Raw genomic sequence first — 15,276 nt, forward strand, 5'->3', positions numbered from 1 at the left:
CCCTGTCCTGCAGTTGAAGAGACGGCTATTGCCGCCAGGATTAAATAAACTGATAAAGAACGAACGTTCGTTCATATTCAGGCGTAACTCAAATCCTGTCAAGCCAGCTTGCTTAAACAGAAGCTCAACAATCGAGGCAGGGAATAGTTAAACGAGGGAAAGACTGACCGGTGAGTAGCTCTATTCAGTGAGGTGACTATTTTTCTTTCAAAAACAAACGAGCAATAACTTTATTATCCATCAACTCATTGATAATAAATTACAATATTTATAGGTGCCGGTCGAAAAAACCAGCACCGATAAAATCAATGCCAGCGTTCCGCCGCCCAGGCAGCTTGCTGTTCGGCGTCATGGAAGGTCCAGGCAACGAAACGGCTGATCTTTTGCCCTTGCGCCATCTCGATGGTGCGCACTTCCACCGCGCCCGCCAGCTTCAGTGCGTGGTAAATGCTTGGCAAAGTAGTATTTTTGGAGATAAGCGAGGTAAACCACAGGCAGTTCTGTGCCTTGCCGACGCTCTCTTCAACCATCTTGCGCACGAAGGCTTCTTCGCCGCCTTCACACCACAGTTCGTTATTCTTGCCGCCGAAATTCTGTATCGGCTTATCGGCCACTTCGCCTTTACCCAGCTTGTGCAGTTTAAGGCGAGTGCTGGCGCGCGCTTCCTGTTCTGAACCGTGGAACGGCGGGTTGCACAGCGTGGCGTCAAACTTCTCCGCCACGCCGATAATGCCGTCAAGAATAAACTCCGGCTGTTTCTGCAGGCGCAAACGCACGCTGTTTCTCAGCGTCGGGTTCATCTCTACGATCATCTTGGCCGAATTGAGCGATACCGGGTCGATCTCCGAACCGGTGAAACGCCAACCGTACTCGCGCAGGCCGACGATCGGATAAATGCAGTTGGCGCCAATGCCCACATCGAGGATCGCCACGCCTTTACCGCGCGGGATCTCGCCACCGTTGCTGGTGGCCAGCAGGTCCGCCAGATGGTGCAGGTAATCGGCTCGCCCAGGGATCGGCGGGCAAAGGTAGTCGGCGGGAATATCCCAGTGTTCGATACCATAAAAATGTTGCAGCAACGCACGGTTGAGCATTTTAACCGCCGCCGGATCGGCAAAGTCTACCGAGATATCGCCCCAGGCGTTCGGTTTGACGAACGGCTCCAAAGCCGGGCAACTGGCGATCAGCGCCGGAAAATCATAGCGTGAGCGATGACGGTTACGCGGGTGCAGGCCGCTTTTCTGCTGCGGGAAGGTTTTCTTTTTTTCCACCGTGACGGGCTCTCTTTAAAGGCATTTCTGGCGCGTAAGATACCATAAAGCGACGTCAAACTTGCAGCCGACGAGAAACCCGTCAAAATAAAAGCTCGGTTTATCCACACCAGGTCATTTATGAGCAGTGAGTCCCGTTATTACTATGAACCCGCCGCAGGCCACGGTCTGCCGCACGATCCGCTGAACGCCATCGTCGGCCCGCGCCCTATAGGTTGGATCTCCTCGGTCGGCGCCAACGGCCAGCGCAATTTGGCGCCTTACAGCTTCTTTAACTGTTTCAACTACCGCCCGCCCATCATCGGCTTCGCCAGCACCGGCTGGAAAGACAGCGTGGCGAATATCGTGGAAACCGGGGAGTTTGTGTGGAACCTGGCGACGCGCCCGCTCGCCGAGGCCATGAACAACAGTTCCGCCAGCCTGGCGCGCGGCGAAGATGAATTTGCCTTTGCCGGCGTAACGCCGCTGCCCGGCCGGCGAGTGAAGGCCGAGCGCGTAGCGGAAAGCCCGGTAAACTTTGAATGCCGCCTGACGCAGTGCATTCAGCTGCAAAGCGCCGCCGGCGAGAAAGTGGAAACCTGGCTGGTGCTGGGTGAAGTGATCGCGGTGCATATCGACCCTGCGTTGCTGGACGAGCATGGCGTGTATCAAACCGCCGCTGCCGAACCGATCCTGCGCGCCGGCGGGCCGAGCGCCTACTACGGCATTTCGGAACAGCACCGTTTCGATCTGCTGCGCCCGGACGCCCTGAAGCGCTGAACAAGCCCCCTTTTCTTCCGCGGGAAGAAGGGGGAGTTAACAATCAAAAAATCTGAAAAAGATTATCAATACTCTCCGATTTCATCCTGTCCGTCACTGCGCAATAATCACTCCATCGAAAGGCAAGCCCCTTTCTCCCTTACAAAACTGACAGGAATGACTCTCATGAAAAACATCAAAACTTTTGCTGCTGCTATCGCTCTGGCTACCCTTTCTTTCACTTCTTTTGCCGCTGAGCATGTCAGCGCACAAGACGCCGCCCAGTTCGAAAAAGCCGGCGTGATCACCGCCAGCGGCGCTACCGACCTGAGCACCCTGAAAGCTCAGTTGGCGGCCAAAGCCGATGCGGCCGGCGCCAAAGCCTTTACCATTACCTCTACCAGCGGTAATAACCTGATGCATGCCACTGCGGTAATCTACAACTAAGAATTTGATTTCAGATAAAAAAAAGCCCGCAGATACGCGCTATCGGCGGGCTTTTTTCAATGGGCTGTCAGGCCAGGCGAGCGTTAATCGCCGCAGCGAAATCACGACACATCCGATCGTCGCCCTCAGCGTTATCCGCCAGCACCTGATCGCCATCCACCACCCGGATATGCGCCGCCAGATCGAAATCCGCCGCCGGTTGCGGCCGGGCGGCGGCATCGGCAATAGTCTGCCGCGCCTCCTGCCAGGACTGCGCTACCGTCTGGTTACAGGCCTGCGCCAGATAGTCCGGGTTAAAGCCTTCGCCGGTCAGGCTACGCAGCGTATCGTCGTGGCTGACGCCGTTGCCCGGTAGCCAGTAGTGGCGCGCCAGATCCGGGCCAATCGCCGGGTTGTCGGTCAGATAACCGTCGCGCTGCAGGAAGAATTGGCGCGTCTGCTCAACCGCCATCAACGCCAGCAGATAGCCCTGATACGAGCAGGCCGACTCCAGCGACAACAGATGCGGGATCGCCAGCGTCGGGCGCGGGCTGCCACTGATACCCAGTATTTTGCTTTCTACCTCGCGCGCCAGCGCGGTAATCGCCTCCGGCGTACGTTGTTCATCCTCCCACTGGTACAGCGCCCATTCAAAGTAAGGCACCAGCAAGATATGGCGTTCGTTGAAGGCCCGCATCGGTTGGCGTGCTGCGATACTGGCCTCAATCAGCGCATCCGGCACCGGTTCGCCGGCGGCGTTCTTCGCATAGCGTTTCAGCCAATCGGCATCGTCCAGCAAGCTGTCGCAGAACATCGATTGCGTTTCGGCATAGGCCATTGACGTCGGCGGAAACTCCTGCGAGAAACAGGGTGCGTTCTGACAAATATTGGCAAAGTGCGCGGCATGCCCGCCCTCGTGGAACAGGGTGTTCAAGCCATGAGCGCCGCTGCCTACCTGATCCGGCTGCGCCAGGCTGGTAAAGTTAATCCGCGCCGGCAGCCATTTGCCCTGCTGGATAAACGGTGGCACCGGCCCGTGCATGAAGCCGTTTTCATACTTGCCAGGGCGCACCAGCAGATCGAGATCCATCTGCGCACCGCGAAAACCGATGTGCAGCCGTTTGAAGCTGTTTATCCAACGTTCCAGCGACTGAGCAAACGGGAAATAGGGATCCAACTGGCGGGTCACGTCACCGGCGCTGGCAAAACGCAGGTTCCAGGGCTCCAGCGCCTGCGCGCCCTTCTCCGCCGCCAGCTGTTGCAAGCTGCGTGAGTTGGCTTCCCGGGTCTGAAGCTCGAAACGATCGAGGATGGTGAACAGCTGTTCCGGCGTCATACGCTCGGTTTTGTTCACCTTGTAGTCAAAATAGTTGCGAAAACCCATCTGGCGTGCGAAGCGGTTGCGCAGGCTAATCAGTTCCGGCAGGCCATTGTGCAGCAGCCACTGTTCCAGCTCGCGCAGCGCCTCTTGCGAACTGCGGCGGTAGTCTTCGTTTTCATTGGTGGCCTGATTGGTCAACAGCTCGCCGAGCGAAGCATTCACCCGCTGCCCTGCGGCATTCAGGTGGCTGACCGGGTTGGCCTTGCGCCGGGTATAAAGGTCCGCCTCGGCGCTGATGATCTGATCCAGCAACGTTTGCGCTTGCACATCTTCAATCGCGTTGCAGTCGAAGAAACGCAGCCAACCGTTCAACCCATGTTGCAACGCGTCACGCTGCGCATCCTGCGGCAGGATCTCCAGCGCGGCCAGCAATCGGCGAATTTCAGCCAACCGACGCGGTTCGCCGATAAAACGCTTGTAGGCGCTTTCCGCCGCCGAGAAACGCGCCGAAACCCCATCACCGCCGGTACCCATATAGTTCTGCCAGAACAGATCTTCTTTGGTGCGGTGAACCTCGAGGTAGTCCTGATTCAATTGATTGAAGTAATCGAGAGCCTGTTGCATAACCATCCTTTCGGCCAATATGCGTGATGTTCCAGTATAGCCAAGGGATTTACGCGCTGCGTAAACGCGCCAATCCTTGCTCCAGGCTGTCGACTTCACCGGCGGCCAGCAGACAGCAGGCAATCTGGCGTTGGATCGCCAGCGGAATAGCCACTTCCCCCGCCAGGCAACGTTCGGTCCAGCGCGCGGTGGTTTCGGCATCCTTGGTCGCCGGCAGCTCCGGCGTCTCGTCCTGTGCCGGCCGCTCCAGCAGCACCTGCTGCTCGCCATTGACGATGTAATGGATCTGCGGGCAGCGCTGCGGGTTGGCGTAGGCTTCCCCTTCGGTACCGTGCATCAGCAACCCGCGGGCGCCAATCTGGCGAAAGAAGGATGCCACGCGGCCGACATATTCCGGGTGCGACACGCTGGCGATGCGCAGCACATCCTGTTCGGCAAAGGGCGTTGCCAGTTTGGCCAGCGTATGGGCACTGTTGCGCACCCCCATGCGCCAGCGCAGGCCAAGCTGCCTGTCCAGCGGGGCGGATAAGGCGCTGACCGGGATAAATACCGTTTCGCCGTTGTCCAGACGTTGCTGGGCATGGGCGGCATCTTGCGACCAGGGCAGGCCCAGCGCACGGAAGGTTTCCGCACTGGTGACGCGGGTGCTGTCATCCAGCACGCCATGTACCACCACCGGCAGGCCGACGCGCGTCAACAGCAGCGCCAGCAGCGGCGTCAAATTCGCCTGTTTGCGCGCGCCATTATAGCTGGGCAACACCACCGGCATCGGTCGCCCCTGCGGCGCCTGCAGGCGCATCACCTGCTGTTGCATCGCCTGGTAAAAGCCCAGCATTTCCTCTTCGGCTTCCCCTTTGATGCGCATGGCGATCAGAATGCCGCCCAACTCCAGTTCACCCACCTCATCAGCCAGTATCTTTTGATAAAGCTGGAAGGCGGTTTCTCGGTCCAGATCGCGCGCGTGGTTCTTGCCACGGCCTATTTCTTTGATAATTTTGGTGTAATCCATCGCCTGCGTCCCCTGATTCAGTCTGGGATTAGCATACCCTATCCACGCCGCCGCTCAACCTCATCCGCCAACCGCTGCTGGTCGGCGTTACCGGCGCGCAGTCCGGCGATCACGCCGTCGATATCGTCACTGCTGCGGTTCTGGCTCATCTTCCATTTGCCCTCGCGCCGGGTCACGGCGATTTCGATGCCGACAATGCCCTTGATCTGCGCGGCGATATAGTTCGCCGGGGCATCGTCAATCCGCCAGGGTTCAGGCTGTCGGCCTTCCTGCAATGCCGTTAACCCTGCCAGTTGCCGGCGCAACCAGCCCGCATCTTCGGTTACCGTCGGTACGCCGTATAGCTGCACCAGACTGTAATTCCAGGTCGGCACCGCCTTGCCGGTCTGGCGTTTGGTTTCGTACCAGCCCGGCGAGATATAGCCATCCGTCCCCTGAAACACCACCAGACACTCCTGCACCGCCTGCAACCCTTGCCAGTGGCGATTGGCGCGTGACAGGTGCGCCCGCAAGCAGATGTTTCCCTGTGCGTCGGCATCAACCAAAAACGGCAGCGGATCCGCCACCAGCCCTTGCTCACCCTGGCTGATCAACATGCCCAGCGGGTTGGCGCGCACCAGCGCAATTTGTGCTTCCAGGTCATCTTCACGGAATGAGGCGGGTTGATACATGCGTTTGGCTCCTTTGACGTCGAGTAGAAGCCACTAGCAATAACACCCGCCGTCGGTTTGCTAAAGAGCCAGTTTAGGCTGTTGTTGGATGATCCACCTTAGCAGCACAAAGGCCACCCCCATCGCCGACAGGTTGTAGATCATGGCACCGGCAAATGCCTGCCCATAGCGATCCGCTCCGCCGCCCGCAGCCAACAACGGAACAAAAAACGCGCCGCTGGCGGCAATACCCAGCGCCCCGCCCACCTGCTGCACGGTGGAAATCACCCCGGCGGCCATGCCGGCCTGCTGCTCCTTTGCCAGCCCGAGCACCAGGTTAAGCAACGGCGTCATGCTCAATGCCTGGCCAAATCCCAGGATCACCAACCCCGGCAGCAACCGGAGCGGATTCGCCAGCGCCGCGCCCCACAACACCTGTGCCACCAACAACATCATCCCGGCGGCGTAGACGGCCACGCCACCGGCCAAGACGCCGTTACCCCAGCGCTGCGCCAGCTTTGGCGCAAGAAACGAGGCCAGCATAAAGGCCGCGCTGGCGGGCGCGAACAAACTGCCCGCCTGAAACGGCGTCAGGCCAATCCCCGCCTGCAACAGCAGCGCAAAACACAGGAAGAACGAGGAGGCAGTCGAGTAAATTGCCAACACCACCGCGACCCCGGGGCCAAAGCTTCCCTGCCGGAACAGCGCCGGATCGATCACCGCATCGCCGGTATGCAGCGCCAACCGGCGTTCCCAACGCACAAAAACCCAGAGTACCGACACCGCCATTGCCAGCGCGGGCCACACCCACCAGGGCCAGCCGCGCGACGGCCCTTCCAGTAACGGCACTAACAGCAACAACAAGCCCACAGCGGCCAGCAGCAGACCAACGCCATCCAGCCGCTGCGCCTGCTCGAGGCGCGATTCGGGAATGCGCCGCGCCGCCAGCAAAGCCAGCACGCCAATCGGCAGGTTGATCAGGAAAATCATGCGCCAGCCACTGCCGAAAACATCGGCCTCAATAATGAACCCACCGAGGATCTGGCCGAAAATCGCCGCCAGCCCCAGCGTCATGCCCAGCCAGGCAAAGGCGCGCCGCCGCTGTTGCGGGCCGTACAATACGCGCAGCAAAGCATAGATCTGCGGGAACAACAGCGCCGCTGCCGCCCCTTGCAGAAAACGCGCCGCAATCAGCATACCGAGCGACGTAGCCATGCCGCACAGCGCCGAAGTCAGGGTGAACCCCAACATGCCGAGGCTGAACAGGCGGCGACGGCCAAAGCGATCGCCCAAGCGCCCGCCGGCTATCAACAACACGCCGAAAGCCAGCTCATAGCCGGCGATAATCAGCCCCACGCCGGCAAAATCGGCGGCGAACTGCTGCTGGATAACCGGTGCCGCCACGTTCACGACAAACAGGTCAAACACCGTCACAAATCCCCCCAACAGCAACACCGGCAATCCAGGTAAACCCCGATCGCCACAAGATAATGTCTGCTCCATAACACCCTCCAAGATTACGATGGCGGCAGTATGGAACATGTCTTAAACTGTTACTATATAGCCGTTTATACTATTACTGAGAACAACAGGACTGCCGTATGCCGCCACGCACCCTCAACCGAACCCGTCAGGATCTGGCGGACTTTCTGCGTCAGAAGCGCGAGAAACTGTCGCCGCAGGCTGTCGGCTTGCCGAGCGGTAACCGACGCCGTACGCCGGGGCTGCGGCGCGAAGAGGTTGCGGCGCTGGCGGGCGTGGGCCTCACCTGGTACACCTGGCTGGAACAAGGGCGGGAAATCAACGTCTCGGTGGATTTTCTGGAGAATCTGGCACGGGTGTTAAAGCTGGATGCAACCGGGCGTTACCATCTGTTTTTGCTGGCGCACCAGCGCCCGCCGGTACCGGTCGGCCATCAGTGGTGCCAGGTTTCACCGCTGGTACGCCGCCTGCTGGACGACCTGCAGTTGCGCCCGGCTTACGTGATGAACCTGAGTTGGGACATCATCGCCTGGAATCCGGCGGCGGAAAGGCTGTTTGCCATCGGCGATCGCCCGGCGGAACAGCGTAACATGCTGTGGATGTTGTTCGCCGATCCGCAACTCAACCAGCGGCTGGTGGAATGGCAGGCGCAGGCGCCGCAAATCCTCGCCAGCTTTCGCCGCGACTATGCCCGCGCGCCAGATGACGCCACCATGCAGCAACGGATACAGGCGCTGGAACAGGTATCACCGCAGTTCCGCCAACTGTGGCAACAGCATGACATTCACGGCCGTTGCCACGGGCAACGCACCTTCAACATACCGGGTGCCGGCCAGGTGACCTTTGAGCATGCGTCGTTTATCGTCGATGAGGAAAATCATTTGCGGCTGGTGATGTACAGCGCGCTGGCGCAATGCCCGGCCAGCGCGGCGTTTGAGGCGTTGTTGCAGGCGTGAGGCTATTTGCGGCTGTCAAAAAGCAGCTTGCAGGCCAAGCCGGCGAATACGCCGCTCAGCAGGTAGTTCGGCCAACGCGCGCTGAATCGGTGGCCGACAAAACGGCTTTTCATGCTGCTGGCCGCCAGGATCACCCCGCCGTTAATCAGCAGGCCCACCAGATTAAGTACCGTCGCCAGCAGCAGCATCTGCACCACCACCGAACCGGCATGCGGATCGAGAAACTGCGGGAACAACGCCAGAACGAACAGCGCCATTTTCGGATTGAGTAGGTTGGTGAACAGCCCCTGGCGGAAAATGCGTACCGTCGGCACTGCGGCTAACCCGGCAGATGCTTGCAGACTGCTGCCGGATCGCAGCGTTTTCCACGCCAGATACAGCAAGTATGCCGCACCCAGCACTCTCACCGCATCATAGGCCAGCGGCACCGCGACAAACAGCTGCGACAGGCCCAACGCCGCCGCCAACGCGTGGCAGTAAGTGCCGAGCTGGATGCCCGCCAGTGAAGCGAAACCGGCGCGGCGCCCCTGGCTGACGCTGCGCGAAGCGATTAGCAGCATATCCGGACCTGGGGTTAGCGTTAACGCCAGACAGGCGCCGGAAAACAATAAAAGCGTGGAAGCGTCAACCATAAATCACCTGAGCGGAACGTAGCGGGAGCGAAGCTTTATCATAGTCGCCCCATCGGCTTTTACCAGCGCCAAATCATGGCCGCGGCGATGTCATTCTCTTGCTATAACTTGTGCGGTTCGGGTGTCGGCCTGGCGTCCCGCTCTGCCCTTGGTTCGCCCCGGCGCTCTCCCAGCAGGTTCATGCCCGCCGCAGCCAACAGGATGATGGCGGCGCCGGCAAACTGCAGCGCGACCAGCCGGTGACCGAACGCCAACCGGTCCACCAGCATGGCGGCGATCGGATAAATAAACGACAGCGATCCGATCAGGTTGGTCGGCAGTTTTTGGATCGCGCCGTACAGCAGCACGTACATCAACCCGGTATGCAGCACGCCAAGCGTGGCCAGCATGCCCCATTGCCCGGCCGTCGCCGGCGCGTGGAAATCCACCAGCGGCAACAGCATCACCACGCCAACCGTCACCTGAATCAGTGCGATCAGATGCGGCGGCGTGCCTTTCAGCCGTTTGGCCGCTAACGCCATCAGCGCATAGAAAAATGCCGCACCGAGCGACAGCAGAATGCCCAGCAGGTAGTTGCTCTGATCGCCCGCCTGTTTGGGCTGAGCCAGCACCACCAGCATCATGCCGACGAACGCCAACACCAGCCACAGCAGCTTGCGGGCGGTCAGCTTTTCGCCGAGGAACAGCGCTCCCAACGCGACCAACATAAACGGCTGGGTGTTGTACACCGCGGTGGCAATGGAAATAGACGCATAAGAGTAGGCGGCGAACAGCAGCAGCCAGTTGATCACCAGCGCCACGCCGCCGGCAATCGCCAGCAACAAAGTGGCGCGCGTCAGGCAATCGCGCCGCAGCTGGCCCAGCGCCCCGCAGATAGCCAACAGTACCAGCGCGCCCACCGCACAGCGCCAGAACACCACATTAATCACCGGCTGGCCGGACATCAGCACAAACCAGCCAATGGTACCGGAAATCAGCATCGCGGCGATCATCTCCAGCGAACCACGCTTTATCTCTGCATTCATGGTTATTTCCTCAAGGTTAAGCCTATGCCCTTAGCTTGAGGTTTTTCCGCACAGGTTTCCATCGCATAAAAAAGGCTAATATGCTTAACTGCCTTTTTATCGCAGGCATAATAAACAAAATACCTAATGGAGAGCTTATGGATGATATAGATCGCCAGATCCTGACCATTCTGGCGGAGGACGCGCGAGCGTCGCTGAAAACCCTGAGCGCCAGGGCCGGGCTGTCGTCGCCCAGTACCTCAGAGCGGCTGCGGCGGCTGGAGGAAAGCGGCGTGATCCAGGGCTACACCCTGAACGTCAATCTGCAGGCGCTGGGTTACGCTTTTCAGTCGCTGGTGCGCATCAAGCCACTGCCGGGCATGCTGAAGAAGGTCGAACAGATGATTCAGGAAATCCCCGAAGTGATTGAGTGCGACAAGGTGACCGGCGAGGACTGCTTTATCGTGCGCCTGGTGGCGCATTCGATGGAGCAGCTCGACCACATCCTCGACAAGCTGGCCGAGCGGGCGCAGAGCAACACCTCGATCGTCAAAACCACACCGGTGAAACGCCGCTTGCCGCCGCTGCTTTGATTAACGCGTACGCCGGCGAGTAAAGGGAGTCTTGCGCTTTTTGTCTTTTTTCTCCGCTTCGGCGGCAGACTTGAGCGCGGCCTTGTGGGCCTTGTCCGCTTCCGGCACCTCGCGCTGCTCGATCGGAAACACCGGCAACGCCGCCAGCAGCCGCGAACCGTAGCTTTTGGTCAGCAGGCGGCGATCGTAAATCACGATCTCGCCGTGGCACTCATTGCTGCGGATCAACCGGCCAACCTGTTGGATCAGGTTGAACGAAGCGCTGGGCAGGCTCTGTACTTCAAACGGATAACGTTTGAGCGATTTCAGCCATTCGCCCTCGGTGAGGATCACCGGGCTGTCGATCGGCGGGAACGCGATTTTGTGAATATGCACCTGGGTCAGCAGTTCACCTTTCAGATCCAGCCCTTCGGCAAACGACTGCAGGCCAATCAACACGCTGGCCGTGCCCTTCTCGACCCGTTTGCGGTGTTCCTCCACCAGCCGGTAGCGCGGCTGATCCCCCTGCACCAGCAGCATCAGGCGCAGATCGGTGACGTAGCTGAGGAAGGTTTGCATCGCCCGGTGGCTGCTGAACAGGATCAGCATGCCCTTGTGTTTGCCGCTGGCCTGCTCGGCGCGAAAGAAGCGCGCCATCTCTTCCAGGTGTTCCGCTTCGTTGGCCATCGCAGGCTCAAAGCGCATGTTCGGAATGACAATTTTGCCCTGTTCAACGTGATTGAACGGCGAAGACAGGGTTTCGAAGCGATCACCGGCCTTTTCGCTCAGCCCGCTCATTTCCTGCAGGCGCGCAAAGCTGTTGAGCGAACGCAGCGTCGCCGAGGTGATCACCACGTGCGGCACCTTGCGCCACAGCAACTTTTCCAGTTGATCGCTGACGCGAATGCCAACGCAGTGCAGATACAGGTGCGTCACGTTATCGCGCAGGTCGCGCGTGACCCATTTGGAGATCGGCGCGTTGGAGGATTTATCCAGCGCCGCCAGCCGCCACAGTTTGCTCATTGCCTCCAGGTAGCCCAGCGTGCGGCTCATCTGAATGATCGAACGGTGCAGGCGCACGATATCGTGCTTGCCGGTCTGTTCGGTGAGATCGTTCAATATGAACTCCGCCACCCCACGCAAGGCATCGGTCAGCTTAAATAGCCTTGCACTGGTCTCCACCATCTCCGCCGGCAGCTCGCCCATTTCAAACCGGTGTTCGGCGGGAGCGCTGTCGGTAGGCAGATAGGCGCTGACCTGACGTTCGAAGATCTGGATCAGCTCGCGCAGCTCTTCGCAGTGGTTTTTCAATCGTTCGTCATTTGCCAGCCCCGGCGGGTTTTTCGGCCGGTATTGCGTCATGCACTGTTCGACGTGGCGCACGATCATATCCAATTGCAGATTGGTCGACAGTGCGGTGATTTCGCCGTCAATCTCCAGCGCGTCGCGCGCCACCTCCGGCAAATGATGGCCTTCGTCCAGCACCAGCAGCAGCTCCTTCGGGTTCGGCAGCACCGATTCGGTCTCCAGCGCCGCCATCACCAGGGCATGGTTGGCCACCACCACGTCAGCGGTTTCAATCTCTTTGCGGGCGATATAAAACGGGCATTCGCGGATGTAATGGCAGTTGCGCCCCAGGCAGTTGGCTTTGTCGGTGCTCAGTTTGCTCCACAGCGGATCGTCGATCGACAGCTGATAATGGTCGCGCAGCCCGTCCCATTCATGGCGGCTGAGCGCCTTGGTCAACTTTTGGCACAGCGCCTGCTCTTCGCCGCTGGACGGCGCCAGTTCGTCATCGAGAAACAGCGTAAGGTCACCCTGCTCGCTGACGTCGGTGCTCAGCGCCGCCAGATTGCGCGGGCAAACGTAGCGCCCACGGCCAAAGGCACCGGTAAATTTCAGATCGGGGATGATCTTTTTCAGCAGCGGCAAGTCTTTGCTGTAGATCTGATCCTGCAGCGCCACGTTGGCGGTGCTGACCACCAGCGGTTTGCTCTCCGCGCGGCCGACGGCGATCCCCGGGATCAAATACGACAGCGTTTTGCCGACGCCGGTCGGCGCCTCAATCGCCAGGTGGCGCGGGTAATCGCCGGCCAGCGTCTTGGCGACTTCGGCGATCATCTGCCGTTGCGGCGCACGGGAAATAAAATCCGGTATTTGTTGCTGCAGGGCTTTGTACCACTGGCCAATCTGATCTTTTACTGCGGGGGAGAGCGCCATTCAACTCTATATCTAAACGAAATGATGGCGCTATTGTCCCACAGACCGCCGGCCGAGTCAGCCCGAGTTATGGCTGGCTTTCAATCATTGAGGCACGGCCCGCACTGAACGACCACTCATCCAGTTGAGTGGTGGTGATGACGATCATCACATCTTCCGGACGCAGTTGCAGGTTCTCCCCCAGCAGCGCCGCCAAGCGTTGATAAAAACGCTGTTTGGTGGCGGTATCGCGCGGGCGGCCGATGGTGATGTAAAACAGCACATAATCCACCGAACGTGGCCCGCCAAGGTAATCGCGGTCGTAAATCAACTCGCCGGGGCGGTATTGATCGATGGCCTGAAACTTGTCGGCCGGCGGTACGTTGAAGGTTTCGACCAGCGCCTGATGCAGGCTGTCGGACAGCGTTTGCAGATATTGCGCTGATTTTCCCTGATGCAAGGCAATGCGGCTGAAAGGCATAACGTTACTCCTGTTCCAATTCACGCAGGCGCGCCACGGCGCTGGCCGCCGCCGGCCAGCCGGCATAGAACGCCAGATGGGTGATCAACTCGGCAAGCTGCTCGCGGCTCACGCCGTTGCGTTGCGCCAGTTGCAAGTGAAACGGCAACTGCTCTACGCGGTTCAGCGCCACCAGCGCGGCGACGGTAATCAGGCTGCGTTCGCGCGGGCCAAGCTCCGGCCGTTGCCACACATCGTCGAATAATACGCTGTCGCTGAGCTGCGCCAGCTTGGGGGCAATATCGCCGAACGCCTGTTGGCCGGCCTGTTGGGAAGGTTGCATCATTTTCTCCTGCTGTTTAACGGATAGCCTTAAGCTACTCGCCGTCATCGCAGGTGAAAATCGGGATTTTTGACAGTCTTAATCCACAAAATCAGAACAGTTGGATCATTGAACGGCGCGCGGGACTGCCCGGTGCATAAATCTCGCGCATGATTCTTCCGGAAACCAGGAGAGAGATTGTTAGCGGTAAAGTGGCCGCAGACACCTGTCCGTTGAAGAAATTCACTCTTTATGCAACTTTTTTAATCGTTCGATATGGAAATGAATATTTTGTCATAAATAGATCACATAACTGAGGTAAAAAATCCTCGCTGCAAACATTTAGGCAGCGAAGCAAAACAGCAATGCATCTAATGATAAGCGTCTTTCAATCGAATAAAGCAGGGTAAATCATGAAACCTAATCTTCTGGCCGTTATTATTCCGGCACTTTTAATTGCGCAGACAGCACAGGCAGCAGAAATCTACAATAAAGACGGCAACAAACTCGATTTTTACGGCCGCGTAAAAGCACTGCACTATTTCTCTGACGATACCGGTAATGATGGCGATAAAACCTACGTGCGTATCGGTTTTAAAGGCGCGACTCAAATTAACGATATGCTGACCGGCTACGGCCAGTGGGAATATCAGATTTCAGCTAACCATGCCGAATCCGACGGCGCGAAAGACACCAAAACCCGTCTGGGCTTCGCCGGTCTGAAATACAAAGATCTCGGCTCGTTCGACTACGGCCGCAACTACGGCGTTATTTATGACGTGGGCGCCTGGACCGATATGCTGCCTGAGTTCGGCGATGACGCTTATGTCAAAACCGACAACTTTATGAACGGCCGCGCCAACGGCGTGGCAACCTACCGTAACAACGATTTCTTCGGCCTGGTCGACGGCCTGAAGTTCGCGGTACAGTATCAGGGCAAAAACGAAAACGATGGCCGCGCCAACAGCAAGGCGAACGGCGACGGTTGGGGCCTGTCTTCCAGCTACGAAATCATCGACGGTCTGAGCCTGGGCGGTGCCTATGCCTCTTCCAACCGCACCGCAGGCCAAAAAGCGGGCACCTTCGGTAAAGGCGATAAAGCCGATATCTGGGCCGGCGGTCTGAAATACGACAACAATAATGTTTACCTGGCCGCGACCTATTCGCAGAGCCGTAATATCGTGCCTATTTCCGGCACCGCAACCATCAATAACAACTCCACCTCCGTTAGCGGCTTTGCCAACAAGGCAGAAGGCGTGGAATTGGTTGCGCAATATCTGTTCGACTTCGGCCTGCGCCCATCGCTGGGTTATGTTCAGTCGAAAGGTAAAAATATCGAAGGCGTCGGCGATGCCGACCTGGTGAAATATTTTGACGTCGGCGCTTACTATTATTTCAACAAGAACATGTCGACCTATATCGATTATAAAATCAACCAACTCGACGACAACAATAAGCTGGGCCTGAAAACCGACGACGTTGTAGCCGTCGCCCTGACTTATCAGTTCTGATGTGACGAATAACCACCACTGCAATCTTTAGCTTCGGCTACTTGAAAAGGTTTATTTCGCCGGGCGGCTGCGCCCGGTTTTTTTCATTTACGCTTTCTG

At 58.5% G+C, this 15,276-nt stretch carries 15 protein-coding genes; 5 read left to right on the forward strand and 10 right to left on the reverse strand.

The features are described 5' to 3' along the window. Positions 1–305: 305 nt before the first annotated feature. Positions 306–1,271, reverse strand: coding sequence for a 23S rRNA (adenine(1618)-N(6))-methyltransferase RlmF (rlmF, locus tag D4100_RS07060; RefSeq protein WP_119803755.1), 966 nt, complete (start codon positions 1,269–1,271; stop codon positions 306–308). A gap of 120 nt (positions 1,272–1,391) precedes the next feature. Here rlmF and D4100_RS07065 point away from each other — a divergent pair, with 120 nt between their 5' ends. Both D4100_RS07065 and bhsA read left to right on the forward strand, forming a co-directional pair. Further along, a complete protein-coding gene (locus D4100_RS07065) occupies positions 1,392–2,030 on the forward strand; it encodes a flavin reductase family protein (protein WP_119803757.1) in 639 nt (212 codons plus the stop codon). 165 nt (positions 2,031–2,195) lie between these two features. Then, on the forward strand, positions 2,196–2,456 hold the full coding sequence (gene bhsA / locus D4100_RS07070) for a multiple stress resistance protein BhsA (RefSeq protein WP_119803759.1): 261 nt from the start codon (positions 2,196–2,198) through the stop codon (positions 2,454–2,456). Between the two features lie 67 nt (positions 2,457–2,523). Here bhsA and D4100_RS07075 read toward each other — a convergent pair whose 3' ends face one another. Genes D4100_RS07075 through D4100_RS07090 form a run of 4 tightly spaced genes read right to left on the reverse strand, consistent with a single transcriptional unit; the run spans position 2,524 to position 7,542 of the window. Further along, positions 2,524–4,380, reverse strand: coding sequence for a M3 family metallopeptidase (locus D4100_RS07075; protein ID WP_119803761.1), 1,857 nt, complete (start codon positions 4,378–4,380; stop codon positions 2,524–2,526). Between the two features lie 49 nt (positions 4,381–4,429). Further along, on the reverse strand, positions 4,430–5,389 hold the full coding sequence (ybiB, locus tag D4100_RS07080) for a DNA-binding protein YbiB (protein ID WP_065506118.1): 960 nt from the start codon (positions 5,387–5,389) through the stop codon (positions 4,430–4,432). 38 nt (positions 5,390–5,427) lie between these two features. Next, positions 5,428–6,060 carry an FMN-binding negative transcriptional regulator gene (locus tag D4100_RS07085; RefSeq protein WP_119803763.1) on the reverse strand — a complete coding sequence of 211 codons (633 nt, stop codon included), beginning with the start codon at positions 6,058–6,060 and terminating at the stop codon, positions 5,428–5,430. Between the two features lie 60 nt (positions 6,061–6,120). Then, on the reverse strand, positions 6,121–7,542 hold the full coding sequence (locus D4100_RS07090) for an MFS transporter (protein ID WP_119803765.1): 1,422 nt from the start codon (positions 7,540–7,542) through the stop codon (positions 6,121–6,123). A 98-nt stretch (positions 7,543–7,640) separates the two neighbouring features. Between D4100_RS07090 and D4100_RS07095 the strand changes: the two genes are divergently transcribed. Beyond that, complete coding sequence (locus D4100_RS07095; protein WP_119803767.1) at positions 7,641–8,477, forward strand: helix-turn-helix transcriptional regulator; 837 nt, start codon at positions 7,641–7,643, stop codon at positions 8,475–8,477. A 2-nt stretch (positions 8,478–8,479) separates the two neighbouring features. Here the strand turns inward: D4100_RS07095 and D4100_RS07100 are convergent, their stop codons facing one another. Together D4100_RS07100 and D4100_RS07105 are read right to left on the reverse strand one after the other, a co-directional pair. Next, positions 8,480–9,109, reverse strand: coding sequence for a LysE family translocator (locus D4100_RS07100; RefSeq protein WP_065506114.1), 630 nt, complete (start codon positions 9,107–9,109; stop codon positions 8,480–8,482). 101 nt (positions 9,110–9,210) lie between these two features. Next, positions 9,211–10,134, reverse strand: coding sequence for a DMT family transporter (locus D4100_RS07105; protein ID WP_119803769.1), 924 nt, complete (start codon positions 10,132–10,134; stop codon positions 9,211–9,213). A gap of 137 nt (positions 10,135–10,271) precedes the next feature. Between D4100_RS07105 and D4100_RS07110 the strand changes: the two genes are divergently transcribed. Next, positions 10,272–10,706: an Lrp/AsnC family transcriptional regulator gene (locus D4100_RS07110; protein WP_013812106.1), complete on the forward strand. Its 435-nt coding sequence runs from the start codon at positions 10,272–10,274 to the stop codon at positions 10,704–10,706. Here the strand turns inward: D4100_RS07110 and dinG are convergent, their stop codons facing one another. The 3 genes from dinG to D4100_RS07125 form a co-directional block, all read right to left on the reverse strand. Continuing rightward, positions 10,707–12,905 (reverse strand): ATP-dependent DNA helicase DinG, encoded by a 2,199-nt coding sequence (gene dinG / locus D4100_RS07115; RefSeq protein ID WP_065506111.1) that lies wholly within the window; start codon positions 12,903–12,905, stop codon positions 10,707–10,709. 67 nt (positions 12,906–12,972) lie between these two features. Further along, positions 12,973–13,365 (reverse strand): tautomerase family protein, encoded by a 393-nt coding sequence (locus D4100_RS07120; RefSeq protein ID WP_119803771.1) that lies wholly within the window; start codon positions 13,363–13,365, stop codon positions 12,973–12,975. Between the two features lie 4 nt (positions 13,366–13,369). Further along, entirely contained in the window at positions 13,370–13,687 is a 318-nt protein-coding gene (locus tag D4100_RS07125; protein ID WP_004942194.1) for a carboxymuconolactone decarboxylase family protein, read from the reverse strand. A gap of 392 nt (positions 13,688–14,079) precedes the next feature. Between D4100_RS07125 and ompC the strand changes: the two genes are divergently transcribed. Next, positions 14,080–15,177, forward strand: coding sequence for a porin OmpC (ompC, locus tag D4100_RS07130; RefSeq protein WP_065506109.1), 1,098 nt, complete (start codon positions 14,080–14,082; stop codon positions 15,175–15,177). Positions 15,178–15,276 lie beyond the last annotated feature (99 nt).

Origin of the sequence: Serratia inhibens, assembly GCF_003591175.1 — a bacterium.
GTDB classification, from domain to species: Bacteria; Pseudomonadota; Gammaproteobacteria; order Enterobacterales; family Enterobacteriaceae; genus Serratia; species Serratia inhibens.